Below are 24464 nucleotides of genomic sequence, written 5' to 3'. Positions count from 1 at the left end.
CCCTGCAGCGAGTGCCGACCGTTGGTCGGCACACTGTGGATGCACGCGACCACCAACGGTGGTCGCCTACCCGGTCAGGCAATCTCCGCCATCACCCGCTTCAACCCGTCCTGCCATGCCGGCAGCACGATGCCGAAATCCTGCTGCAGCTTGCGGTTGTCCAGCACCGACCAGGCCGGGCGCTTGGCCGGCGTCGGATACTCGGAACTGGGAATCGCCTCGACGGCCGGCACCTTCGCCAGCACACCGTTAGCCAGCGCTTCGGCGAAGATCGCCTCGGCAAACCCATGCCAGCTGGTCTGGCCACTGGCCGTCAGATGCCAGGTTCCCGACAAGTGGCCCGGGTGCTGCAGCGCCTGCGCGGTGACATTGGCGATCAGCGCCGCCGGAGTGGGCGTGCCGATCTGGTCGGCGACCACCCGCAGCTGATCGCGCTCGGCGCCCACTCGCAGCATCGTGCGCAGGAAATTGGCGCCATGTGAGGCATACACCCACGCCGTGCGGAATATCAGGTGGCGGCCACCGGCGGCGCGCACGGCGTCTTCGCCATCCCGCTTGCTGGTGCCATACACGCCCAGCGGCGCGGTTGGCTCATCCTCGCGGTAGGGCGCGCTGCCCTGGCCATCGAACACGTAATCCGTGGAGTAATGCACGAACGGCACGTCGTGGGCGGCGCACCAGCGTGCAATCACGCCCGGTGCCTGCGCGTTGGCGGCGAAGGCCGCCTCGGCATCCTGCTCGGCACGATCCACGGCCGTGTAGGCGGCCGCGTTGACCACCACCGACGGCTGCAACCGGTCCAGCAGCGCCGGCAGGCTGTCGGGCTGGCCGAAATCCGCCACCTCGCAGGCACTGCCATCGGCCAGCTGCCCGCTGCGGGTGGTGGCAATCACCTCACCGAGTGGCACCAGCGCGCGCAGCAGCTCCTGGCCGACCTGGCCATTGCCACCGAAAACCAGAACGGTCATGGCACGTAGACCGGCAGGCGGTCTTCGGCAATGTCCTTCAGGAAGGGTGCGCTCTCATCCTTGGCCGACAGGGTCGGTGCGCTCACCGGCCAGTCCACCGCGATGTCGGCATCGTTCCAGCGCACGCCTGCATCGAAGTCCTTCAGGTAGACCTCGGTGCACAGATAACTGAACACCGCGCGCTCGGAGAGCACGGCAAAGCCATGCGCGAAACCCTCCGGAATCCAGAACTGCTTCTTGTTTTCCGCACTCAGCACCACCGCTTCCCACTGGCCGAAGGTCGGCGAGCCGCGACGGATGTCGACAGCCACGTCGTAGACCTCGCCTTCCAGCACGCTGACCAGCTTGCCCTGCGGGCGCGGCCACTGGTAATGCAGGCCACGCAGCACGCCCTGTGCCGAGGTGGACACGTTGCTCTGCACGAAGCGATCCGGCAGGCCCAGTGCAGCAAAGCGCTCGGCGTTCCAGGTCTCGAAGAAATAGCCACGGGCATCGCCGAACACGGCCGGTTCGATCACCACGCAACCGGGCAACTTGGTTTCAATCACTTTCACGGAACAACTCCTCGCAGGGCGAGCGTGTGCAGGTACTGGCCGTAGCCGTTCTTGATCAGCGGTGCAGCCAGTGCTTCCAGCTGTTCGGCATTGATCCAGCCCTTGCCGAAGGCGATTTCCTCCGGGCAGCAGACCTGCAGGCCCTGGCGGGTCTGGATGGTCTCGATGAAGTTGGAGGCTTCCAGCAGCGACTGGTGTGTGCCGGTATCCAGCCACGCATAGCCACGGCCGAGCGCTTCCAGGTGAAGATTGCCTTCTTCCAGGTAGCGCTTGTTGAGATCGGTGATCTCCAGCTCACCACGCGGCGACGGCTTCAGTTCGGCCGCGTAATCGCTGGCCTTGCCGTCATAGAAATACAGGCCGGTGACCGCATAGTTGGAGCGCGGTTTCTCCGGCTTCTCCACCAGATCGATCACCTTGCCGCTCTGGTCGAACTCGGCCACGCCGTAGCGCTCCGGATCATTCACCCAGTAGCCGAACACGGTCGAGCCGTGCACGCGTTCGTCTGCACGCTTGAGCACCTCGCGCAGGCCGTGGCCGTGGAAGATGTTGTCGCCCAGCACCAGGCAGCTCGGCTTGCCGGCGACGAAGTCGCGGCCGATAAGGTAAGCCTGGGCCAGGCCATCCGGACTAGGCTGCACCGCGTACTGGATGTCCATGCCCCATTGCGAACCGTCGCCCAGCAGCTGCTGGAACAGCGCCTGCTCGTGCGGGGTATTGATGATCAACACTTCGCGGATGCCCGCCAGCATCAGCACGCTGAGCGGGTAGTAGATCATCGGCTTGTCGTACACCGGCAGCAGCTGCTTGCTGACACCCTTGGTGATCGGATACAGCCGGGTGCCGGAGCCACCGGCGAGGATGATGCCCTTGCGCTGGGTCATGAGGTCTCCTGGGTTCAGGCCGCGGTGCCGATGCGCTGCAGACGGTAGCTGCCGTCGAGCACGCCGTTGACCCATGCCTGGTTGTCCAGGTACCAGTCGACGGTGAAGGTGATGCCCTGCTCGAAGGTGTAGGCCGGTTCCCAGCCCAGGTCGTTCTTCAGCTTGGACGCATCGATCGCATAGCGGCGGTCATGGCCGGGGCGATCGGTGACATAGGTGATCTGGCTGCTGCGCGGCTGGCCATCCGCGCGCGGGCGGCGCTGGTCCAGCAGTGCGCAGATGGCCTGCACCACTTCGATGTTCTGCTTTTCCGAGTTGCCGCCGACGTTGTAGGTCTCGCCGACCTGGCCCTTGGCCAGCACGGTGCGGATCGCTTCGCAGTGGTCGGACACGAACAGCCAGTCGCGCACCTGCTTGCCATCGCCGTACACCGGCAGCGGCTCGCCAGCCAGCGCCTTGGCGATCACCAGCGGGATCAGCTTCTCGGGGAAGTGGTACGGGCCGTAGTTGTTGGAGCAGTTGGTGGTCAGTACCGGCAGCCCGTAGGTGTGGTGGAAGGCACGGACCAGGTGGTCCGAAGCGGCCTTCGACGCCGAGTACGGCGAATTCGGGGCGTACGGTGTGGTTTCGCTGAACTTGCCGGTCTCGCCCAGGGTGCCGTACACCTCGTCGGTGGACACGTGCAGGAAGCGGAAGGTCGCGCCCTGTTCGGCCGGCAGCGTCTTCCAGTAGTCACGGACCGCTTCCAGCAGGCCCAGGGTGCCCACCACATTGGTCTGGATGAAGGCACCGGGACCGTCGATGGAGCGGTCAACGTGGCTTTCGGCGGCGAAGTTCAGCACGGCATCGGGCTGATGCTCGGCCAGCAGGCGGGAAACCAGCGCACTGTCACCGATGTCGCCCTGCACGAACACGTGGTTGGCGTTGCCTTCGAGGCTGGACAGGGTCTTCAGGTTGCCGGCGTAGGTCAGCGCATCGAGGTTGATGACCTTGATGCCGCGGGCGACCGCCTCGAGAACGAAGTTACCGCCAATGAATCCGGCGCCGCCGGTGACAAGCCATGTGGGCACGAAAGGCATCTCCTTGAAGTGGGCAAATCTGCGGGCTGCGTCTGCAACCCGCCGCACGTTGACCGCCAAGGATACATGCCCAGCCGCTCGCCCCCCCAACACCTGAATGAACAGGCGCTAGCCGGCCATCCCGCCAGCAGGGTCGGACTCGGCCTGAAGCATCCAGACCTTGATGTCCGCAGGCAGCAGCCGCATCACCGGCGCGAGCACGCTCAACGCGGCCGTGAGCGCCATGGCCTTGGCCGTCGACACCGACCGGTCGTAGCGGATGCGCGCGTACAGACCTTTCACGCTCAGGGAAGGCAGCGTACGGGCGTGCTGCAGGCTCAAACCGGTGCGGGTGCCAATCGCGCGCATGCTGCCGTCGTCCAGGTAATGCACGTGTGGCGACGGGAACCCCTTCTGCCACAACCGCTCGAAGCTGGCAGGTGCCCCCATCCGGGCCATCACCCGCGCGACCCGGTAGAGCACGCCCGTGCGTGCCGGTGCATTGATCACCACCACCCCCCCGGGGCGAAGGACGGCCGTGCAGGCCCGCATCGCAGACAGGATGTCGGGGATGTGCTCCATGACGTCATTGAAGACGATCACGTCAAATTTCTCACCCGCCTGCAGTACATCCGGGAAAAACCCCCGGCGTACGGGCAAGCCGCGCGCGCTGGCCGAATCGGCTACGCGGGCGTCGGGCTCGATGCCCACGACCTCGAAATGGCCCTCGGTGGCCTGCAGGAACCAACCATGGGCACAACCGACATCCAACAGCCGCGGGCGCCCCTCCGCCCGCTGCGGAAACCGCGCTGCCAGATCCTCGGCCAGCACGGCGAAGTTGCGTTGCCGAAGGTCACTCAACCCCTCTTCGCGAAGCACCTCGTCCAGCACCTCGCGATCCCCCTGCACGTCGATATCCACGCGAAGCGAGCTTCCCTCGTAACTGCACCGGCCGCATTGCAGGTGCCAAGGCTGCAGCCCAGCCTTGAGCTGCCCCTCACAGGCAGGGCATTGATCGAATCCCATCAACATCGTCTCCAGGTTCTGACGCACGCATGACCCGCTCTCCCCGGGCCCGGGAAACATCGTGGCGACTTCAGTGACCACCAGAGCATAACGCCCGCATCCGCACCACCATGTTGCACACGCAGCACGCCAACGCGGGGACGCCGTAGCGGCTCCACCCAACCATACGCATTCGCATGGTCACCCCAAGCCAGCTAGAATCGGGATCCCACCCCCGAACCGGTTGCTGTTGCAGGACCGGATGATCTCCAGCAACTGTGAGCCGGCCAGCGGCCGGTACTACAAGGACCCCGTACAAGATGAAAATCCTCGTCGCGTACAAGCGCGTGGTGGACTACAACGTCCGCATTCAGGTCAAGCCGGACGGTTCCGGCGTGGTCACCGACGGCGTCAAGCTGTCGCCCAACCCCTTCGATGAAATCGCCCTGGAAGAAGCGTTGCGCCTGCGCGACAAGGGCATCGCCAGCGAAGTCGTGGTTGCCACCATCGCCCCGGCCGACGCCCAGGCGCACCTGCGCAACGGCCTGGCCATGGGCGCAAACCGTGCCATCCACGTCGTCACCGACCAGGCCATCCAGCCGCTGACCGCCTCCCGTACCCTGCTCAAGCTGATCGAGAAGGAACAGCCGGACCTGGTGATCCTCGGCAAGCAGGCCATCGACGATGACGCCAACCAGACTGGCCAGATGCTGGCCACGCTGTGGGGCCGCCCGCAGGCGACCTTCGCCAGCAAGCTGGAAATTGCCGATGGCAAGGCCACGGTGACCCGTGAAGTCGACGCCGGCCTGGAAACGCTGGAAGTGGATCTGCCGGCCGTGGTCACCACCGACCTGCGCCTGAACGAGCCGCGCTTCATCAAGCTGCCGGACATCATGAAGGCCAAGGCCAAGCCGCTGGAAAGCCTGCAGCTGGCCGACCTCGGCGTTGAAGCCGCCGACACCTTCAAGACCACCCACTACGCCGCGCCGTCCAAGCGCAGCAAGGGCGTGATGGTCAAGGACGCGGCCGAACTGGTTGCCGCACTCAAGCAGAAGGGGTTGCTGTAATGAGCAGGATTCTCGTCATCGCCGAGCACCACGACGGCAAGCTCAACGCCGCCACCGCCAAGACCGTCAGTGCCGCCGCCGCCATCAGCGGTGCCAGCATCGACGTGCTGGTGCTGGCCGCCGACCCGGCCGCCGTCGCCGCTGAGGCCGCGAAGATCGCTGGCGTCGCCAAGGTCCTGACCGTGGCCAACGCCGCCAACGCCCAGGCCCTGGCCCAGGTGCTGGCGCCGCAGATCGCACAGCTGGCCAAGAGCTACACCCACGTGTTCGGCCCGTCGACCACCTTCGGCAAGGACCTGATGCCGTGCGTGGCCGCGCTGCTCGGCGTCAACCAGGTCTCCGACCTGATGGCCGTCGAAGGCAGCCACACCTTCAAGCGCCCGATCTACGCCGGCAACGCGATCATCACCGTGGAAGCGCCTGCCGACCAGATCGTGGTCGCCACCGTGCGCGCCGCGTCGTGGCCGGAAGCCGCCCAGGGCGGCAGCGCGGCCGTTGAAGCAGCCAGCGTCGAAGCTGCCCTGCCGACCCACACCCGCTTCGTCGGCCTGGCCGCCGGTGCCAGCGACCGCCCGGACCTGCAGAGCGCCAAGCGCGTGGTCTCCGGCGGCCGTGGCGTCGGTTCGGAAGAGAACTTCAAGGTCATCTTCCAGCTGGCCGACAAGCTCGGTGCCGCCGTCGGTGCCTCGCGTGCCGCGGTCGATGCCGGCTACGTGCCCAGCGACCTGCAGGTTGGCCAGACCGGCAAGATCATCTCGCCGGAGCTGTATGTGGCAGTGGGCATCAGCGGTGCGATCCAGCATCTGACCGGCATCAAGGACGCCGGCACGATCGTGGCGATCAACAAGGACGCGGATTCGCCGATCTTCGAGATTGCCGATATCGGTCTGGTGGGGGATCTGTTCACGATCCTGCCGGAGCTGGAAGCAGCGCTCTGAGCCCGTTTGCATGACGCTTGCACGGAGGGCGCCGCCAACGGTGCCCTCCCTTTCCGGACTTCTGTCGTATCCATGATGCCGCGCCTGTTTCGCTTCCTCCTTTCCGGTGGCTCGGCCGCCGCCGTCGAATATGCGATCTTCCTCCTGCTTCAGACCGGGCTGGGTACGGACTGGTTGCTGCTGAACCAATCAGTCAGCTTCGCCGGCGGCTTCATCGTGAGCTTCATGCTCAATCGCCACTGGGTATTCCGCAGTGAAGGAGCCTGGGGCGCGGAACTGGCCAGGTACGGGCTCCTGGCTGTAATCAACCTGATCCTGGGCAATGTCGCAATCAGTCTGCTGGCAGGCCCTCTCGGCGTTCCGCCACTGCTGGCGAAACTGATCGTGATGGTCATGGTGGCATCCTGGAACTACGTCATCTTCTCCCGACTGGTCTTCCGGCAGCGCCCGATGGCCTGATCCTGCAGGCCCTGGCGCCATCACCACCTTCCTGAACACCTTGGCGGAGCCCTCTCACGGCTTGCCCTAGAATAGGCCCCCCAAACCTTCGTACCTCCAGGTTACTTCGAATGGCAAAGACCCCGAACTCGCTCGGCCTCGGCACCCGTGCCATCCATGCAGGACAGCAGCCCGACCCGAGCACCGGCGCCATCATGACGCCGATCTACGCCACTTCGACCTACGTCCAGGAAAGCCCCGGCAAGCACAAGGGCTATGAGTATTCACGTACCCAGAACCCGACCCGCAACGCCTACGAGGCCTGTGTCGCCAGCCTTGAAGGGGGCACCGCCGGCTTTGCATTCGCTTCCGGACTTGCCGCTGCGTCGACGACGCTGGAGCTGCTGGACGCGGGCGACCACGTCATTGCGATGGACGATCTGTATGGCGGCACCTACCGCTTGTTCGAGCGCGTCCGTCAGCGTTCGGCGGGGCTGGAGTTCACCTATGTCGACCTGAACGACCTGGACGCGGTACGGGCAGCGATACGGCCCAATACCCGCATGATCTGGGCGGAAACCCCCACCAACCCCATGCTCAAGGTTGTGGACCTGGCCAAGCTGGGCACCTTCGCCCGCAAGCAGGGCCTGCTCCTGGTCGTGGACAACACCTTCTGCTCGCCGATGGTGCAGCGTCCGCTGGAGTACGGCGCCGATCTGGTCCTGCATTCCGCAACCAAGTACCTCAACGGCCATTCGGACATCGTGGGTGGCATCGTGGTGGCCGGCAGTGATGCCCTGGCCGAACAGATGGCCTTTCTGCAGAACTCGATCGGAGCCGTGGCCGGCCCGTTCGACTCCTTCCTGGCCCTGCGTGGCCTGAAGACGCTGCACCTGCGCATGCGTGCACACAACGAAAGTGCGTTGGAACTGGCCCGCTGGCTCGAACGCGACAGCCGGATCGAAGCTGTGATCTACCCTGGCCTGAAGAGCCACCCGCAGCACGCTCTGGCCAAGCGCCAGATGGATGGCTTCGGCGGGATCATCTCCGTGCGCGTGAAGGGCGGCAAGACCAAGGCCCGCCGCATGCTGGAACGTTGCGAACTGTTCGCACTGGCCGAATCGCTGGGTGGGGTGGAGAGCCTTATCGAGCTGCCGGCGGTGATGACCCACGCGTCGATTCCGCCGGCCCAGCGCAAGCGACTGGGCATCACCGACAACCTGATACGTCTGTCGGTGGGCACGGAAGATCTGGCCGATCTCCGTCACGAACTGGACGCTGCCCTGGGACGTTGAGCCAGGTCTTCATTGATTCCACGCCGCCGCGCCAGCGGTGGCTTGACGCCGCGTCCTGCACGCGGTGACCGTATTGAACCCGCGAGAATTCCTTGATGAATGAAGCACTCTCCGACCTGGGACGCAGCCTGCGCTCCTGGCGCCTGTGGACATTGCTGGGCTGGCTGGAAATCCGCCAGCGCTACGCCCGCTCCCGTGTCGGTCCGTTCTGGCTGACGATCAGCATGGGCGTGATCATCGCATCCATCGGCATGGTCTACGGCACCCTGTTCGGGCAGAAGCTCAGCGAGTACCTGCCTTACCTGGCGACCAGCCTGGTCATGTGGGGGATGTTCACCAGCACCGTGCAGGAGGGCAGCAACGCGTTCATTTCCAATGCCGCCTACATCCGCCAGGTCTCAACGCCGAAGTTCATCTACATCCTGCAGGTGCCGTGGCGCAACCTGCTGATCCTGTGCCACAACATCGTGATCGTGGTGGCGCTGCTCGCCATCTTCGGCGTGAAGCGCTGGGACACCCTGCCGCTGGTCATTCCCGGCCTGGTCCTGGTGGTGCTCAATGCAACCTGGATGGCGACCCTGTCCGGACTGCTGTCAGCGCGCTTCCGTGACTTCCCGCAGATCGTCGCAGCGATCATGCAGGTGGCCTTCTACATCACCCCGATCATGTACAAGCCGGAAGCGCTGACCAAGTATTCGTTCATCGTCAACCTCAATCCCCTTGCCTATCTGCTCAACGTCGTGCGCCAGCCTGTACTGGGCGAGGTTCCGTCCGTGCGGACCTGGGGAGTGGCCATTGCCATGGCCGTTGTCGGCTGGATCGTCGCCCTGGTGATGGTCCACCGTTATCACAAGCGCATCGCGTACTGGGTGTAAGGATTCCACATGGCTTTCATTGAACTGGAACACGTCAGCCTCGATCTTCCGATCTACGAGGTGCACGGCCGCTCACTCAAGCGCCAGGTGATGCGCCTGGGTCGCTCCAATGCCGTTGCCGACAGCAACGACGGCGTCATCATCGTCCGCGCCCTGCAGGACGTCAGCGTTCGCCTGGAGACCGGTGATCGCGTCGGTCTGATCGGCCACAACGGCGCCGGCAAATCGACCCTCCTGCGCGTCCTTGCCGGCATCTATGCCCCCACCGGAGGCATCATCCGACGCGATGGCAAAGTGGTTCCGCTGCTGGACATCAGCCTCGGCATGGACGACAACTCCACCGGTTGGCAGAACATCCGATTGCGCGGCCTGCTGCTGGGCATGACCAAGAACGAGATCATCGAAAAGCAGGAGGGAATCGCTGAATTCAGCGAACTCGGCGATTATCTCGACCTGCCCATCCGGACCTACTCCAGTGGCATGCGCGTACGTCTGGCATTTGCCATTTCCACGGCGGTTGATGCGCAGATCCTGCTGCTGGACGAAGTGATGGGCGTGGGCGATGCCGGCTTCATGCACAAGGCCAAGCAGCGCCTGGCAGATCTTCACGGCCGTTCGGACATCGTCGTGCTGGCCATGCACTCCAACGAAGAGATCCGCCGTGTCTGCAACAAGGTGATCTGGATGGACAACGGTTCAATCCGGATGTACGGCGATACCGCGTCGGTGGTGTCCGCCTATGAGCAGTTCGTCAACGGACATTGAGTCCCCGTCCCACCCTCCGGTACCCCTGATGACGCACCCCATCCAGCCAGCCTCCAATGCCAGCCACTCATCGCCGCAGTCCTCTTCACCGGAGATGATTGCGAGCTGGCTGATGGATACCCTTCGACCACAGCAGGTGATCGATGCGGCTGGAGAAGGCTCGTCCCTGTTTGCAGCTCTGGTCGATCTGGCCGCTTCGCAAGGGCTGCCGGTGCGTCCGGTCGAAGCACCGGACGCATTGGGCAGCACCAAGCTCAACGCATTGGTGATGCTGGCGCCGGACCAGATCAGTGATGGCTGGCAGCTCATGGACTGGATGCGGCGCCTGGACACCCATGGCGGGATCCTGCTGCTGGGCCCTCCGCCTCGTGAAAGCGCGATCACCGGCCACGCCCTGGCAGACGGCCAGCACTGGCTGTTCGTGGCCGATCCGGAATGGAGCATCGGAGCGACACCACCAGGATCAAGCGATCGGCCACAGATCGAAGAGCTCGCCTCCCTGGAAACGGCACAAGCCGTGCTGCTGGAGCAACGCCAGCACATGGAGCAACTGCGCAGCCAGATCGTGCAACAGGAAAGCAGCCTCACCGAGGTAGAACAGAATCTGCTGCGTGCAGAACGTCGCGTGGCGTCGCTGCGGCGCGCACTGGAAACATCCGGGATCACTTCCCAAGCGACGCTTGATCATCTGCACCGGGCCCAGAATCAGATCGGAGAGCTGCTCAATTCGCGCTCCTGGCGCGTGACCGCCCCGCTGCGCATGGCACACGTTGCCGTCTGGCGCGTTCGTTCGCTGCTCAAGCAGCTCCTGCATCTGTCCACGGCCACCATTCGCGTCGCCCGCCAGAACGGCATCCGCGAGGCCGGACGCCGGATCACCAGCCAGCTGCGGCAGCCCGCTGCATTGTTCCGCCAGGGCTCAGGGGCCGGAAGCTGGAAACTGAGGCCGGTCCATGCGCTTCCACCGGCAAGGCCGGCGAGCAGTTCGCAGCAGCTGCGCGTCCTGCTGGTGGCGGAAATGGGCATCGGGCAGTGCCTGAAATACCGCGTGCTGCAGAAGCAGCTGATGATCGAAAGCCTTGGCTACGACTGCACCGTCGTCAACTGGACTGATGTCGTCTCTACCCGCGACCTGCTCTCCACGCACAGCGTTGCCGTGTTCTACCGCGTCCCCGGCTATCCGGACCAACTGGAGACGATCGCCCTTGCTCGTGCGGCTGGCGTGCGTACGTTCTGGGAAGTCGACGATCTCATCTTCGACATCGAACACTACCGGAACAACAGCAACGTCAACGATCTCAGCCCAGTTGTGCGCAAGGCCATCCTCGAAGGCGTACCGCTGTTCCGGGAGGCGCTGCTGGCTTGCGATGCCTGCATCGCATCGACCACCGCCATGGCCGACGCCATGCGCGCAACCGGTGCGCCCGAGGTCTGGGTCGTCGAGAACGCACTGGACGTGGAGACACTGCGCGCAGCAGAGGAAATCGCCGCCGCACCGCCGCGTGGTGATGGATTGCTGCGCATCGTCTATGGCTCTGGTTCCAAGGCCCACGATTCCGATTTCCGTATCGCCGCTCCAGCGTTGCTACGCATTCTGAAGAAGCGCTATGACGTTCGCCTTACCATCATCGGTCATCTCAACCTTCCCGAAGCGTTCAACGAAGTCGATGCCCAGGTAGAGCGCCTGCCGCCCTCCGATTACCCGACCTACATGCGCAGGCTCGCCAGGTGCCAGATCAACATCGCACCGCTGGAGCGCACGGTCTTCAATGACGCCAAGTCCAACATCAAGTATCTGGAAGCGGCGATCCTGGGCATTCCCAGCGTCTGCTCCTCCAGCATGGAGTACCAGCAGACCGTCCAGCACGGCACCACCGGTCTGCTGGCCAGTACCGAACAGGACTGGGAAGAACAACTGCTGGCATTGATTGGGAGCCCCGGGCTGCGCCGCCAGATCGGCGAGAACTCGCGTCGCCATGTCGAGGATGACTACACCCCTGAAGCCGTAGCCAAGCACAGGCTGCTGCCATGGCTGAAGTCATTGGAACCGTCCGTCGAGCGTCGGCCACGTATTCTGGGCGTCAACATTTTCTTCGAACCACGCAGCTTCGGCGGCGCCACGATCGTGGCCGAGCAGATGGCACGTATCATCAATGCAGGCGGCCGGGCGGAATACGCGACATTCACCACCCTGCCGGCCACCGATGTGCATGCCTACAAGGTGACCCGCTACGAATCGAGCGCGGGCGAGGTGTTCGCCATGGGTCTGCCGCATGAGCACGATCAGGCCCTGCATTTCGACAATCCCTATCCCACGCATGGGTTCCGCGAAATCCTCCGTGCCTGGCGTCCGGACGTGGTTCACATCCATTCCATCCAGGGCATCGGCATCCAGATCGCGGAAGTCTGCCAGGCCGAAGGCGTCCCGTTCGTGGTAACGCTGCACGATGCATGGTGGATCTGTGCGCGCCAGTTCATGGTCAACGACAAGGGCCGTTACTGCTACCAGCGCAAGATCGACCTTGATGTGTGCTCGCGCTGCGTACCGCAGCCCGCAATGAACCCCTATCGCCAGTACCGCCTGCACGAAGTGTTGACCGGCGCAGCGTTGATGCTGTCACCCAGCAAGTTCTTCGCTGGTGTCTACGCCGACAACGGGTTTGATCCCGAGCGCCTGCGGGTCAACAAGAACGGCATCGTCAAACCTGCTTCGGCCATTCACCGCGAGCCACCCAGCACCCGCCCGCTGCGGTTCGGTTTCGTTGGCGGCGAGGGCCCGATCAAGGGAAGCGCCCTGATCAAGAAGGCTTTCGCAGGCCTGCCGCATACCAACTACGAACTGCATGTCGTCGACAACGAACTCAACCTCGGACGTCGTTCGATCTTCGAATCCAACTGGAAGGTTCCCGGCACCTTCAAGGCGGTCCCCGCTTACAGCCAGGAGACCATCGATTCGTTCTTCGGCAGCATCGACGTGCTGTTGTTCCCGACCCAGTGGAAGGAGAGCTTCGGCCTGTCGGTCCGCGAGGCATTGATCCGCGATGTCTGGGTGATCGCTACCGACGCAGGCGGTGTCATCGAAGATATCGTCGACGGCGAGAATGGCGACATCATCCCGCTGGATGATGATGGCAGCGCGCTGCAGGCCGCCATCAAGCGCCTGCTGGATGCGCCGGGCCAGCTCGACGGTTACCGTAATCCGCACGCCGCAATGGTGCGTCTGTTCGACGAACAGGCTACGGAACTGACCGACTACATGCTGGAAGTGATCGAGCGCCAGCCAGTGAACTGGCGCGACCCGGACGAACTGAACTGAACGAAGATGCCGTTGGCATGAAGCCAGCCGGGTTTCCACGAATTCAACGAAAAAGCCGCTGATCGTGAGATCAGCGGCTTTCTTTTTCATCAGGGCTCAGGGCAACCGCGCGGGAGGATGTCGTCCTGGTTTTCCGTTTCCAGGAATACGCAACTGTCCACGCGTTCCTGGCTGTGGCTTTCCCACACACTTACGCCGCTGCCATCGCGCGGCGCGACTTCCCCACCTACATAGGCTTTGCCATCCAGCTTGAACTCGGCGTAGCCATTGTCGGTGAGCTCTGACAGCTCGAAGGGCAGCACAAGCCGCTCTCCTCCCTGGGTCCACAGCCGCAGTTCGGCCTGCCCGGCATGCGTGGTCATATAGGTGCCAAACCGCACCGAGATACGCTTCAGGCCAGCAGGATCCTCGCTCTGTGCGGGCAGGAAGTGCAACGGCACGGTGTTGTCGGGCGTCAACGGTGGCGAGGGCTTCAGCTCAGGCGCCGCGATTGCGGACTGCGTCGCGCCAGTATGGTAGCGCTCGACCAGGAGCGAACAGCTCGCATACGCCATCCAGGCCAGGAACAGCATTGCCAGCCCGTGCCCGGCCTTGAACAGCAGGCCATCGCGCGGTGCTGCGTTGGCCGTCAGCGCCATCACCAGGCATAGACCCGGAATCAGCAGATAGCGCCCCTGAACGCCATCAACGGTCGTCGAAGCGGGATCGGTCCACTGCACCAGCAGGGCGAGGAAGGTCATCAAGACCGACGCCAGGCAGACCACGACCAGCGTCCAGCGCGCCAGGCTCTGGGTGCGCCACCCTTCCAGGTCGAGCGACAGCAGCATCAACACCACCAGCGTCAGCCCTGTCATGTGGTAGAAGGCAGGTGAGAAGGACGCGTCCAGCCAGCCCAGCACCCCGATGAACGACACGACGTAGAAGGACATCCGCGCCATGTTGGTCCAGGTCGCGAACAGGATGGAGGCCAGTTCACCGGGATGCGTGAGAAGGTGCAGCAGACGAGCTGCATGATCGATCCGATGGCTGCTGGGGGGATAGACCGTCGTCTTCACCGTGAACAGGGTCCATGCCAGTACGAACACACTGATGGCGATCGCAATGTACAGCTGCCGGCGCTCGCGCATCAGCCATGCTGCGACGAAGGGCAACAGCAGCATCGGCAGCATGTTCGCGCGACAGGCACAGACCAACAGGACACTTATATGGAGTGCAGCCACCGCCGTCGGTGGCGAGGCACGGCCATCGGTGGCGATCCGCATGAAAGCCGATAGGCCAACCAGCGCCACTGCTGTGGCCATGGGATCAAGCACCGCCGCGCCAAACAGAAACAGGTTCATCGGCAATGCGAGCAACGCCAGCACCACCGCCGAAGGCCGGTGGAGTCTAAAGGCCAGCAGCAACAGAACCCCGCAGGTCATCCATTCCAGCAGGCGGGCCAGCCGATAGGATTTGCCCACGCTCATGCCCAGCGCTTTGCCCATGCCCAGCCCCACGGCTTGTGGCGCGTACATCAGCGGGAAGTAGTAAGCGGTCCCCACTGCCGTCTGGAACTGCGGCTGGTCGCTCCACTTCACGCTGCCTGCCGCCTGCAGTTCATCAGCGGAGACTTTGCGCTGTGACGCTCCCTTCAGTGGTTCGAAGTACGACATGTACTGCACCAGGCCACTGTCGAGGTAGCCTCCCGAAGGGGACCCATCCACCGACTTCAACAGGATCTGCCCCTGCCCCATCATGTAGGCACGCTTGACGTGGTCGTACTCGTCAGGCGCCTGGAACGGCGGCGTGATCGCAGACAGGACCAGGCTGACCAGCAGGGTAGCGAGCAGGTACAGCGGCCAGACCTGAGGCGCCACACGCTCTGCCTGGGCGGACACGCGCATCAGGTATTCCCCACTTCAAGCGCCGACCAACGAAGCCGTGGATGAACAGCATGGCGGGGGGTTGCTGCGATGTCCTGGCCGAAGAAGGCAAGCAACAACTGCACACCCAGCAATATCGGCATCGCGGCCAGCATCACCGTACCGCTGCTGGCAACCTGCCCGGTACCAATGCTGGTCAGCCAATGCTGCAGGCCATAGATCATGCCGAACAGCAACAGCACCAGGCCGGCCGGCAGTTCGAACGACGCCAGAGACAGATTACGCAGGTAATAGTTGTAGAAAACGCGCTTGCCGAAGTTGCGCAGGTTCTTGAACAGGAACTCCGACAACACCTGCGAGATCTTCAGATTGCTGACTTCGTCGCCATACTTGGCGTGCATCGGCACATCCAGCACCACCGCACGCAGCGTGCTGAGCCGGAACAGCATGTCGGTCTCGAAGAAATAGCGCTTGCTGATCCGTCCCATCGGCAGGTGGCGCGCCACATCACGGTGGATGGCAGTGAACCCATTGGTGGGATCGAACAGGTCCCAATAGCCGGAGGAGAGCTTGGTCAGGAAGGACAGCCCTGCATTGCCAAACAACCGCAGCTTCGGCATCTGCGCAATGCGCTCGAGATCGAAGAAACGGTTGCCCTTGGTGTAGTCGGCTTCACCGGCGATGATCGGGCTGACGAAGCTTGGGATCAGCGCCGGGTCCATCTGGCCGTCACCGTCTACCTTGACGATGATGTCGATGCCGTCTTCGATCGCTGCGCGATACCCTGTCATGACCGCACCACCCACGCCCTGGTTCTCGACATGGCGCAGAACGACAACACGCGGATCGGTGCAGTTCGCTTCAACGAAGTCGCCACTGTTCATCGGGCAACAATCGTCCACCACATAGATCCGATGGATGTCACTCCCCATTCCATCAATAACGCCAAGAATGTGGTTGATGACCTTGTAGGACGGAATCACAACGGCGATCTGGACAGGCATGCGCACTCTCTGAAGTTCTCCGGGCTGGCCCCGGCGGGTAACAAAACAAGCCGATTGTGACATCTGCGACCTGTCCAGAGTGTGCAGGGGGCGAACCCGCCCCCTGCGCAGGACGCTTACTGCACGCGACGGCGCAGGTAGTTCAGCAGGTCGATGCGGGTGATCAGCCCCAGGAAGGCATCGCCGTCCATCACGATCGCCACCTGACCGCGGTCGAATACGGGCAGCAGGGCTTCGATCGGCGACTTCACGTCCAGACGGTCCAGCTTGCTGACCATGGCGGTGGCGACGCTGTCGCGGAAGCGGGCTTCGTCGCCATAGACGTGCAGCAGCACGTCACTTTCATCGACGATGCCCACCAGCTGGTCACCGTCCATCACCGGCAGCTGCGACACGTCGTACAGCTTCATGCGCTGGTAAGCGGTGGTCAGCAGGTCGTTCGGTCCGATCACCACGGTGTCGCGCTGGCCGTACGGGCGCAGGATCAGGTCGCGCAGGTCTCCATGCTGCGGGCGCTGCAGGAAGCCGTTGTCCAGCATCCAGTAGTCGTTGTACATCTTCGACAGGTACTTGTTGCCGGTGTCCGGCACCAGCACCAACACCTTCTTCGGCGTGGTCTGTTCCTTGCAGTACTTCAGGGCCGCCGCCAGCAGGGTGCCGGTGGACGAACCGCCCAGGATGCCTTCCTTGCCCAGCAGCTCGCGCGCGGTGTGGAAGCTCTCGGCGTCGCTGATGGCATAGGCCTTCTTGACGCGGCTGAAGTCGGAGATCGACGGCAGGAAGTCCTCGCCGATGCCCTCCACCAGCCAGCTGCCCGACTTGTCGTTCAGATTGCCGTCGTTGATGTACTCGGCCAGGATCGAGCCGACCGGATCGGCCAGCACCAGCTCGGTCTTCGGCGACAGCTTGGCGAAGGCGCGCGACAGGCCGGTCATGGTGCCGGAGCTGCCACAGCCGAACACGATGGCATCGAGGTCGCCGCCCATCTGCTCCAGGATCTCCGGGCCGGTACCGAATTCATGCGCGGCCGGATTGTCCGGGTTGCCGAACTGGTTGATGAAGTACGCGCCCGGGGTCTGCTCGGCGATGGTCTTGGCCAGATCCTGGTAGTACTCGGGGTGGCCCTTGGCCACGTCCGAGCGGGTCAGACGCACTTCAGCGCCCATCGCCTTCAGGTTGAAAATCTTTTCCCGACTCATCTTGTCGGGAACGACCAGAATGAGCTTATAGCCCTTCTGCTGGGCCACCAGGGCCAGGCCCAGGCCGGTGTTGCCAGCGGTGCCCTCGACCAGGGTCGCGCCAGGCTTCAGGTCGCCGCGCTTCTCCGCCGCTTCGATCATCGACAGGCCGATGCGATCCTTGATCGATCCGCCCGGGTTGGCGCTCTCCAGCTTCAGGTAGAGCTCGCAGACGCCGGTGTCCAGGCGCTGGGCCTTGACGATCGGGGTCTGGCCGATGAGTTCGAGGACGGAAGAATGGATGGGCATTCGGAGGACTTTCGGTTCGCGCCACGCAGGGCCGGACCGATGATTATCCGACGGATGGCGATGAAAGTCAGGTCGCTGCGGCAGCGGCGTGCCCGCCGTAAAAAAGAGATGCGGACGGCCCCGGATCGACGAGGAGACCGGTCCCGCCCGCATCGGTGAGTTGTGCCTGCAGGCCAAGGCACCACCGCTTGTGGTGCCTTGGCGCGGCCGCCTCATCGGCGGTGCCGCGATGCCGGGGCAGAAGCGCCCGGCGGGGCCATCGATGGCCGGGTCACGCCGTTCCGGGCGTGACGGGGTGCGTCAAAGCGTGGGGGACGTCGTTGGGAGCGGTGTTTCGTACATTCGCAGAAGTCGTTGCTTGGCCAGCAGCTTTTCGCGCTTCATGCGACCCAGGGTGACATCATCGATCGGGAGTACACCCAACTCCGCGTCCATGCACTTCTTGTTCAACTTGCGGTGCTGGTCATGGAGTGCCCTGAACTCCGGATCACGCGCGCGACGGGCGTCGATCTCGCTCTGGGGCTGATCTTCAAACATGATGGACCTCCTTCGACAGATACACGAACGCCCCGGCCGCAAGGCACGGGGCGTTGTTCATGGAGGAGCGCCGGTCGATGGCCACCTGGACGCCTGCAACGACCTGCGGCACTGGCCTGCGCACGTCGATTCGCTGCGGTTCGCGCCCTGTTTGCATCGGCCCGGCCCTCCCATCGTCCGGTCCGCGGCATTGCGTCCCGGACGATTGACCCTACGCCTGCTCAAGGCGGGGAACAAGACCCCTGCGGCAAAAAGACCGAACCCCGCCGGGGCGGGGTTCAGGCTGAATGCTCATCGCAACGAAAAACAAACAATATCAAGCAATTACGGGGCGATGATGACCTCGGCCGAACGCGCCTGGGTGGAGGCTGCCTTCTTGCCAGCGAGCTGGATCCGGTTGCTGGCGACACCGGCCGCGACCAGGGCATCGCGCAGCGCTTCGGCACGCTTCTGGCCTACGCCATTCGCGTTGTCGTAGGCCTCGATGCGCAGGCGGCCCTTCTTGCCGATGTTCAGGTATTCGGCCAGTGCCTTGGCCTGGTTGCGGGCCCCGCCGGACAGGCTGGAGGCGCCGGCGGCAAACGCATCGCCACGGAAGGTGAAGACCTCGCCGCGACCATCGAACTTCGAGGCCGGCAGTTTCTGACCGGACACCAGCTCGGCTTCCTCGCGGGCCAGCTTGGCGGCGTTCTGCTGGGCAGCGCTGAGGCGCTGCTGCTGCTTGCCGGCCACGCTGGTCAGGGCGTTCTCGGCGTCTTGGCGGGCCAGGGTTTCGGCCTCGGCGGCCTGGCGCAGGCGCTCGGCCTCTTCGGCCTGCATCTGCGCCTGCATGCGCAGCTGCTCGGCTTCCTGGCGGGCGCGGGCGGCGTCGCGGCGGCTGGCCTCGATCAGCAGGTCACTGCGGGTGCGATCGAGGCGATCGACCTCACGCGCGGCCAGTGCGGTACGCACGGCGGTCTCGGCAATCTCCACCCGGCGCTCGGCCAGGTAGGTGGCCAGCTCCTGGTCGCGGCGCTTGGCCTTGTCCAAGGTGGCAATGGCCTGCTGGGCCTGCATGCGCTCGAAGGCGCCCAGCTCAGCGGTATCCGGGTTGGCCTGGATCGCCATCAGGCGCTGGCTCAGCTGCGCCACCATCGGATTGTCGGCGGCCACGGCCAGGGTCGGCAGCGCCAGCAGCGCGGCCAGGGTTGCGGCAGTCATCGGCTTCACCGGCGATCCTCCCCGGTCGACAGCTGGCGTTGCAGCTGGTTGACCTCGTTGCGGCGCAGCTGCAGCTGGGCGGTCACGGTGGCTTCCTCGCTGCGCACGCGGGCCAGGTCGGCATCGGCGGCGGCACGCAGGGCCATTGCCGGGGCGTTCTTGCGCTCGCGGCGGTCGCCGGCGGCGCGCTGGGCCTGCTCCAGCCCCTGCCGGGCCAGCCCGATCAGGTCCGGGGCGTACTGGTCGGCATCGGCCTGGGTGGCCTTGTCGACCGCCTGCCGGGCCTGGGCCAGTTCCATCGCGCCATCCTGCGCCCAGGCGGGGGCAGACAGTGCGAATGCAAACGCCATCACATACAGGCTGTGGCGCATTCGTGCGAAGCTAAGTCGTTTCATTGGGGAGGCCGTACCGGTTGTCGGTTCACGGCCATTGTCGTCAAGCCGACACCGTGCTGGCAACGGGCGTCGGCCGTTTCGTTGGGGAAAATTCGCAATGGATATCGGCTACTTCCTGAAGCTGATGACCGAAAAGAACGCTTCGGACATGTTTCTGACCACCGGGGCACCGGTCTACATCAAGATCGAGGGGAAGCTCTATCCGCTGGGCAATACCGGCCTGCCGCCGGGCATGGTCAAGAAGATCGCCTACTCGCTGATGGACGAAGGCCAGGTACCGCAGTTCGAGCGCGAGCTGGAACTCAACATGGCCATCGCCCTGCCCGATGCCGGTCGCTTCCGCGTCAATGTGTTCAAGCAGCGCGGCGAAGTCGGCATGGTCATCCGTGCCATCCGCAGCCGGATTCCGAGCATCGAAGAGCTGAACCTGCCGCAGGTGCTGAAGGACGTCATCATGACCCCGCGCGGGCTGGTGCTGGTGGTGGGGTCCACCGGCTCGGGCAAGTCCACCTCGCTGGCATCGATGATCGACCACCGCAACAGCACCACCACCGGTCACATCCTCACCATCGAGGACCCGATCGAGTACCTGCACAAGCACAAGATGTCGATCGTCAACCAGCGCGAGGTCGGGCTGGACACCCATGCCTTCCACAACGCGCTGAAGAACGCGATGCGTGAAGCGCCGGACGTGATCCTGATCGGCGAGATCCTGGATGCGGAAACGATGGAGGCCGCCATCGCTTTCGCCGAGACCGGCCACCTGTGCCTGGCCACCCTGCACTCCAACAACGCCGACCAGACCATCGAGCGCATCCTCAACTTCTTCCCGGAAAGCGCGCACAAGAACGTGCTGATGAACCTCGCGCTGAACCTGCGTGCAGTGATCAGCCAGCGCCTGGTGAAGAACAAGGAAGGCCGTCGCCTGCCGGCCACCGAGGTGCTGATCAACACGCCGATGATCCGCGACCTGCTGCGTCGTGGCCAGGTGCACGAGATCAAGGCGGCGATGGAAGGCTCACTGGAGGAAGGCATGGAGAGCTTCGACCAGTGCCTGTTCCGGTTGGCCAAGGCTGGCACCATCGAGCAGGAGGAGGCCCTGCGCGCGGCCGACTCGCGCGATGGCCTGGCGCTGAAGTTCCGCCTGTCCGAAGGCAGCAGCGGCGAACACGACCCGTACGCGGATTTCTCGGCCGGCGCGCCGAGCATCACCCACGGGTTCTGACCTGGAAAAGGGGACGGAGGGGATTAAGTCGTTTATGGCACAAACGACTTAATCCCCTCCGTCCCCTTTTTCTGAAGGGTTCAGGGGCGGTCTCATCCAATGAGACCGCCAATCCGTAGGTTTCCGCAATGGAAACCATCCGCAAGCTTGCCATCCTGGCTGACGCCGCCAAATACGATGCCTCCTGCGCCTCCAGCGGCTCGGGCAAGCGCGACTCACGCGCCAGCGGCGGCATCGGCAGCACCGAAGGCATGGGCATCTGCCACAGCTATACGCCGGATGGCCGTTGCGTTTCGTTGCTGAAGATCCTGCTGACCAACTTCTGCGTCTACGACTGCGCGTACTGCGTGAACCGCGTGTCCAGCAATGTGCCCCGCGCGCGCTTCAGCGTGGACGAGGTGGTCGCGCTGACGCTGGACTTCTACAAGCGCAACTACATCGAGGGCCTGTTCCTTTCCAGCGGCATCATCCGCAATGCGGACTACACCATGGAGCAGATGGTGGAAGTAGCGCGGCAACTGCGCGAGGAACACCGCTACGCCGGTTACATCCACCTCAAGACCATTCCCGAAGCGTCGCCGGAACTGCTGGCCAGTGCCGGGCGCTACGCCGACCGGCTGTCGATCAACGTGGAGCTGCCCACCGAAGCCGGGCTGAGCGCGCTGGCACCGGAGAAGACCGTACAGTCGATCCGCGGTGCGATGGGCGAGCTGCGCTGGCGCATCGAGGAAGCCAAGGAAGCGCGCAAGGCGCCAGCATTGGTCGCGCCGGTGACCATCCGCAGCGCGCGTCCGCGCCCTCCCCGCTTCGCACCGGCCGGGCAGAGCACGCAGATGATCGTCGGCGCCGACGGCGCCAACGACCGGCAGATCCTCGCCAGCGCCGATGCGTTGTACGGCAACTACCGGATGCGCCGGGTGTACTACTCCGCCTTCAGCCCGATTCCGGATGCCAGCCGCCAGCTGCCGCTGCAGCCGCCGCCCCTGCAGCGCGAGCACCGCCTGTACCAGGCCGACTGGCTGCTGCGCTTCTACGGCTATGGCGTGGATGAAATCACCGATACCACCCAGGCCGGCATGCTCGATCTGGACATCGACCCGAAGATGGCCTGGGCGATCCGCCACCCAGAACGCTTCCCCGTGGATCTCAACCGCGCGCCGAAGGAAATGCTGCTGCGCGTACCCGGGCTGGGCGTGCGCAATGTGAAGCGGGTGCTGATGGCGCGCCGCCACGCTCGCCTGCGGGTTGCCGATGTGGCACGCCTGAAGGCGCCGATGAGCAAACTGCTGCCATTCGTGCTGCTGGCCGACCACCACCCGCGCAGGGCGCTGGACGATCCGGCGGCGCTGCGCGCCCAGTTGGCCCTCCCGCCCCGTCAGGGATCGCTGTTCGATGCCCCACCGCCAGCCTGACGCACAGCGCTGGTCGCTGCGGGTGGACCCGCCGTGGTCGCTGGAGGCCTGGCGCAACGGTGCGCGCGATGCCCTGTTGCGCGGCATCGCACCGGAACAGCTGGACTGGCTGGAGGGCAGCGACGCATCACTGCTGGATGCGCCGGCGGTCAGCTCCGCGCCCGTGCTGGCCGATGGCGACGTGCCGAACGTACCGCGCGACTTCCTTGAACTGGCGGCCACCTGCCTGTGTCATCGCGATATGCAGCGCATGGCCCTGTTGTACCGGCTGCTGTGGCGCATCACTCATGGCGAGCGCTCGGTGCTGTCGAATCCCGCCGATGCCGACGTGCTGCGCGCAACCGCGCTCGCCCAGGCCGTTCGCCGCGATACCCACAAGATGAAGGCGTTCGTGCGCTTCCGCGAGGTGCCCGGCCAGCCCGAGGCGTTCATCGCGTGGTTCGAGCCACAGCACCACATCGTCGATCGGGTGGCGCCGTTTTTCGCGCGTCGCTTCACCGGCATGCGCTGGGCCATCCTGACACCGTCACGCAGCGTGGCATGGGATGGGCAGGCACTGGCGTTCGGGCCGGGTGCACGGCGTGAGGACGCCCCGGCAGAAGATGCGCGCGAGGCGCTGTGGCAGACCTATTACGCCAGCATCTTCAATCCGGCCCGGCTCAATACCCGGATGATGATGCAGGAGATGCCGGCCAAGTACTGGCGCCACCTGCCAGAGGCGCAGCTGCTGCCGCGCCTGGTGCGCGATGCGGGCGATCGCGTGCAGGAAATGCATGACCGGCCCGCGCAGGCACCGCAACGGAAGATACCTGCGCGGGCGCTGGCGCCAATGCCCGCCGCCGACGCCAAGGGATTGCAGACACTGCGCCAACAGGCGCTGGCCTGCCGCCAGTGCCCGCTGTGGGAAGCGGCCACGCAGGGGGTGTTCGGTGAAGGCCCGGTCGATGCCCGGATCATGGTGGTCGGCGAGCAGCCGGGCGACGTCGAGGATCTGCGCGGCCAGCCATTCGCCGGCCCGGCCGGCCAGCTGCTGGACCGTGCCCTGGCCGAGCTGGGAATCGATCGCGCCACGCTGTACCTGACCAATGCGGTGAAGCACTTCCACCATGAGCGCCGCGGCAAGATCCGGCTGCACAAGCGTCCGGAAAGCCGCCACATCCAGGCCTGCCGGCCATGGCTGATGGGCGAGATCGCGCGGGTGCGGCCGCAGGTCATCGCCTGCCTCGGCGCAACCGCGGCAGCCTCGGTATTTGGTCGTGATTTCAATCTGTCACGCGACCGTGGACGCTGGCACACGCTGGAGGACGGCACCCGCGGCTACGCCACCGTGCATCCGGCGTGGGTGCTGCGGCAGGGCGATGGCGCCCGCCGCGAACAGGCCTATGCGCTGTTCCGCGATGATCTCGCGCAACTGCTGCAAGAAGGGGACGGAGGGGATTAGTCGTATATGCATTTACGACTTAATCCCCTCCGTCCCCTTTTTTTGGGTTCAGGCGGCGTCGGGCTGGTTTTCCGGGCGGGCGCGGTCGAAGGCGTCCAGCGCCTGGCAGGCCGCTTCGATGCGGCGCAGGGTCGGGTACGGCGTCAGGTCCAAGCCGAAGCGGTGTGCGTTGTAGAGCTGCGGCATCAGGCAGAGGTCGGCCAGGCCCGGACGATCACCGTGGCAGAACGTGCCTGTGTCACCGCTGTTGGCCAGCAGCGTTTCCATGGCCTGGAAGCCTTCGGCGATCCAGTGCAGAGTCCACTGCGCGCGGGCGTCGGCCGGCAACTGCAGGTCGCGCTCCAGGTACTGCATCACCCGCAGGTTGTTGATCGGATGGATATCGCAGGCCACCAGCTGGGCCAGCGCCCGCACCCGCGCGCGGCCGGCGGCGTCGGCCGGCAGCAGCGGTACCTGCGGGAAGCGCTCGTCCAGGTATTCCACGATCGCCAGTGACTGGGTCAGCACTTGACCGTCATGCAGCAGCGTAGGCACCAGCTGCTGCGGATTGAGCGTGCGATAGGCGTCGAGGTGTTGTTCGCCGCCCTCGCGGACCAGGTGCACCGGCCGGGCCTCCCAGGCCAGGCCCTTCAGCTCCAGGCCGATGCGCACGCGGTAGGCGGCGCTGGATCGCCAGTAGGTGTACAGCACGATGCCGTCGTCGACCGGGCCGTCGTCACCCAGGATCTCCATCGCCGC

The 24464-nt window shown here is 64.6% G+C and carries 22 protein-coding genes; 10 read left to right on the top strand and 12 right to left on the bottom strand.

What is annotated here, in order from left to right:
- Positions 1 to 74 precede the first annotated feature (74 nt).
- The 5 genes from rfbD to AC13FN_RS08560 all read right to left on the bottom strand — a co-directional run bounded on the left by rfbD (position 75) and on the right by AC13FN_RS08560 (position 4517).
- Positions 75 to 968 carry a dTDP-4-dehydrorhamnose reductase gene (gene rfbD / locus AC13FN_RS08580; RefSeq protein ID WP_329760729.1) on the bottom strand — a complete coding sequence of 298 codons (894 nt, stop codon included), beginning with the start codon at positions 966 to 968 and terminating at the stop codon, positions 75 to 77.
- A complete protein-coding gene (gene rfbC, locus AC13FN_RS08575) occupies positions 965 to 1522 on the bottom strand; it encodes a dTDP-4-dehydrorhamnose 3,5-epimerase (RefSeq protein ID WP_049434959.1) in 558 nt (185 codons plus the stop codon). The genes rfbD and rfbC overlap by 4 nt, the downstream gene beginning before the upstream one ends.
- Entirely contained in the window at positions 1519 to 2406 is an 888-nt protein-coding gene (gene rfbA / locus AC13FN_RS08570) for a glucose-1-phosphate thymidylyltransferase RfbA (RefSeq protein WP_049434958.1), read from the bottom strand. The genes rfbC and rfbA overlap by 4 nt, the downstream gene beginning before the upstream one ends.
- 14 nt (positions 2407 to 2420) lie before the next feature.
- Positions 2421 to 3476 (bottom strand): dTDP-glucose 4,6-dehydratase, encoded by a 1056-nt coding sequence (rfbB, locus tag AC13FN_RS08565; RefSeq protein WP_482984642.1) that lies wholly within the window; start codon positions 3474 to 3476, stop codon positions 2421 to 2423.
- Positions 3477 to 3593: 117 nt separating this feature from the next.
- Positions 3594 to 4517, bottom strand: coding sequence for a class I SAM-dependent methyltransferase (locus AC13FN_RS08560; protein ID WP_482984643.1), 924 nt, complete (start codon positions 4515 to 4517; stop codon positions 3594 to 3596).
- 272 nt (positions 4518 to 4789) lie between these two features.
- Between AC13FN_RS08560 and AC13FN_RS08555 the strand changes: the two genes are divergently transcribed.
- The 7 genes from AC13FN_RS08555 (at position 4790) to AC13FN_RS08525 (ending at position 13163) form a co-directional block, all read left to right on the top strand.
- The gene (locus AC13FN_RS08555; protein WP_482984644.1) at positions 4790 to 5536 is read left to right on the top strand and encodes an electron transfer flavoprotein subunit beta/FixA family protein; all 747 of its coding nucleotides are present in this window, start codon (positions 4790 to 4792) and stop codon (positions 5534 to 5536) included.
- Complete coding sequence (locus tag AC13FN_RS08550) at positions 5536 to 6474, top strand: electron transfer flavoprotein subunit alpha/FixB family protein (RefSeq protein ID WP_197645261.1); 939 nt, start codon at positions 5536 to 5538, stop codon at positions 6472 to 6474. Before AC13FN_RS08555 ends, AC13FN_RS08550 begins: the two co-directional genes overlap by 1 nt.
- Before the next feature lie 72 nt (positions 6475 to 6546).
- Positions 6547 to 6933, top strand: coding sequence for a GtrA family protein (locus AC13FN_RS08545; RefSeq protein ID WP_049434955.1), 387 nt, complete (start codon positions 6547 to 6549; stop codon positions 6931 to 6933).
- 110 nt (positions 6934 to 7043) lie between these two features.
- Positions 7044 to 8207, top strand: coding sequence for a cystathionine gamma-synthase (locus tag AC13FN_RS08540; RefSeq protein WP_439448095.1), 1164 nt, complete (start codon positions 7044 to 7046; stop codon positions 8205 to 8207).
- Between the two features lie 95 nt (positions 8208 to 8302).
- Entirely contained in the window at positions 8303 to 9082 is a 780-nt protein-coding gene (locus tag AC13FN_RS08535; protein ID WP_162838407.1) for an ABC transporter permease, read from the top strand.
- Positions 9083 to 9091: 9 nt separating this feature from the next.
- A complete protein-coding gene (locus AC13FN_RS08530) occupies positions 9092 to 9847 on the top strand; it encodes an ABC transporter ATP-binding protein (RefSeq protein WP_049434952.1) in 756 nt (251 codons plus the stop codon).
- A 112-nt stretch (positions 9848 to 9959) separates the two neighbouring features.
- The gene (locus AC13FN_RS08525) at positions 9960 to 13163 is read left to right on the top strand and encodes a glycosyltransferase (protein ID WP_482995107.1); all 3204 of its coding nucleotides are present in this window, start codon (positions 9960 to 9962) and stop codon (positions 13161 to 13163) included.
- Between the two features lie 89 nt (positions 13164 to 13252).
- Here AC13FN_RS08525 and AC13FN_RS08520 read toward each other — a convergent pair whose 3' ends face one another.
- From AC13FN_RS08520 to AC13FN_RS08495, 6 genes are all read right to left on the bottom strand, one after another.
- Positions 13253 to 15046 carry a DUF2142 domain-containing protein gene (locus AC13FN_RS08520; RefSeq protein ID WP_482984646.1) on the bottom strand — a complete coding sequence of 598 codons (1794 nt, stop codon included), beginning with the start codon at positions 15044 to 15046 and terminating at the stop codon, positions 13253 to 13255.
- Positions 15046 to 16029 (bottom strand): glycosyltransferase family 2 protein, encoded by a 984-nt coding sequence (locus AC13FN_RS08515; protein ID WP_482995106.1) that lies wholly within the window; start codon positions 16027 to 16029, stop codon positions 15046 to 15048. The genes AC13FN_RS08520 and AC13FN_RS08515 overlap by 1 nt, the downstream gene beginning before the upstream one ends.
- 116 nt (positions 16030 to 16145) lie before the next feature.
- Positions 16146 to 17516 (bottom strand): pyridoxal-phosphate dependent enzyme, encoded by a 1371-nt coding sequence (locus AC13FN_RS08510; protein WP_099560176.1) that lies wholly within the window; start codon positions 17514 to 17516, stop codon positions 16146 to 16148.
- A gap of 300 nt (positions 17517 to 17816) precedes the next feature.
- Positions 17817 to 18053 (bottom strand): HP1242/YdcH family protein, encoded by a 237-nt coding sequence (locus AC13FN_RS08505; RefSeq protein WP_005407964.1) that lies wholly within the window; start codon positions 18051 to 18053, stop codon positions 17817 to 17819.
- 324 nt (positions 18054 to 18377) lie between these two features.
- A complete protein-coding gene (locus AC13FN_RS08500; RefSeq protein WP_482984647.1) occupies positions 18378 to 19262 on the bottom strand; it encodes an OmpA family protein in 885 nt (294 codons plus the stop codon).
- Complete coding sequence (locus AC13FN_RS08495; RefSeq protein WP_005407961.1) at positions 19259 to 19624, bottom strand: DUF4398 domain-containing protein; 366 nt, start codon at positions 19622 to 19624, stop codon at positions 19259 to 19261. Before AC13FN_RS08495 ends, AC13FN_RS08500 begins: the two co-directional genes overlap by 4 nt.
- Before the next feature lie 121 nt (positions 19625 to 19745).
- Between AC13FN_RS08495 and AC13FN_RS08490 the strand changes: the two genes are divergently transcribed.
- The 3 genes from AC13FN_RS08490 to AC13FN_RS08480 all read left to right on the top strand — a co-directional run bounded on the left by AC13FN_RS08490 (position 19746) and on the right by AC13FN_RS08480 (position 23726).
- Complete coding sequence (locus AC13FN_RS08490; RefSeq protein ID WP_043398800.1) at positions 19746 to 20873, top strand: PilT/PilU family type 4a pilus ATPase; 1128 nt, start codon at positions 19746 to 19748, stop codon at positions 20871 to 20873.
- Positions 20874 to 21001: 128 nt separating this feature from the next.
- Entirely contained in the window at positions 21002 to 22285 is a 1284-nt protein-coding gene (locus AC13FN_RS08485; protein WP_482984648.1) for a putative DNA modification/repair radical SAM protein, read from the top strand.
- Entirely contained in the window at positions 22266 to 23726 is a 1461-nt protein-coding gene (locus AC13FN_RS08480; RefSeq protein WP_482984649.1) for a UdgX family uracil-DNA binding protein, read from the top strand. Before AC13FN_RS08485 ends, AC13FN_RS08480 begins: the two co-directional genes overlap by 20 nt.
- A gap of 48 nt (positions 23727 to 23774) precedes the next feature.
- On the opposite strand, the gene maiA is transcribed toward AC13FN_RS08480, so the two are convergent.
- A complete protein-coding gene (gene maiA, locus AC13FN_RS08475; RefSeq protein WP_482984650.1) occupies positions 23775 to 24458 on the bottom strand; it encodes a maleylacetoacetate isomerase in 684 nt (227 codons plus the stop codon).
- Positions 24459 to 24464 lie beyond the last annotated feature (6 nt).

The sequence above is a fragment of the Stenotrophomonas sp. 115C5 genome, from assembly GCF_056861055.1.
This window is presented reverse-complemented; position numbering and strand designations above follow the sequence as displayed.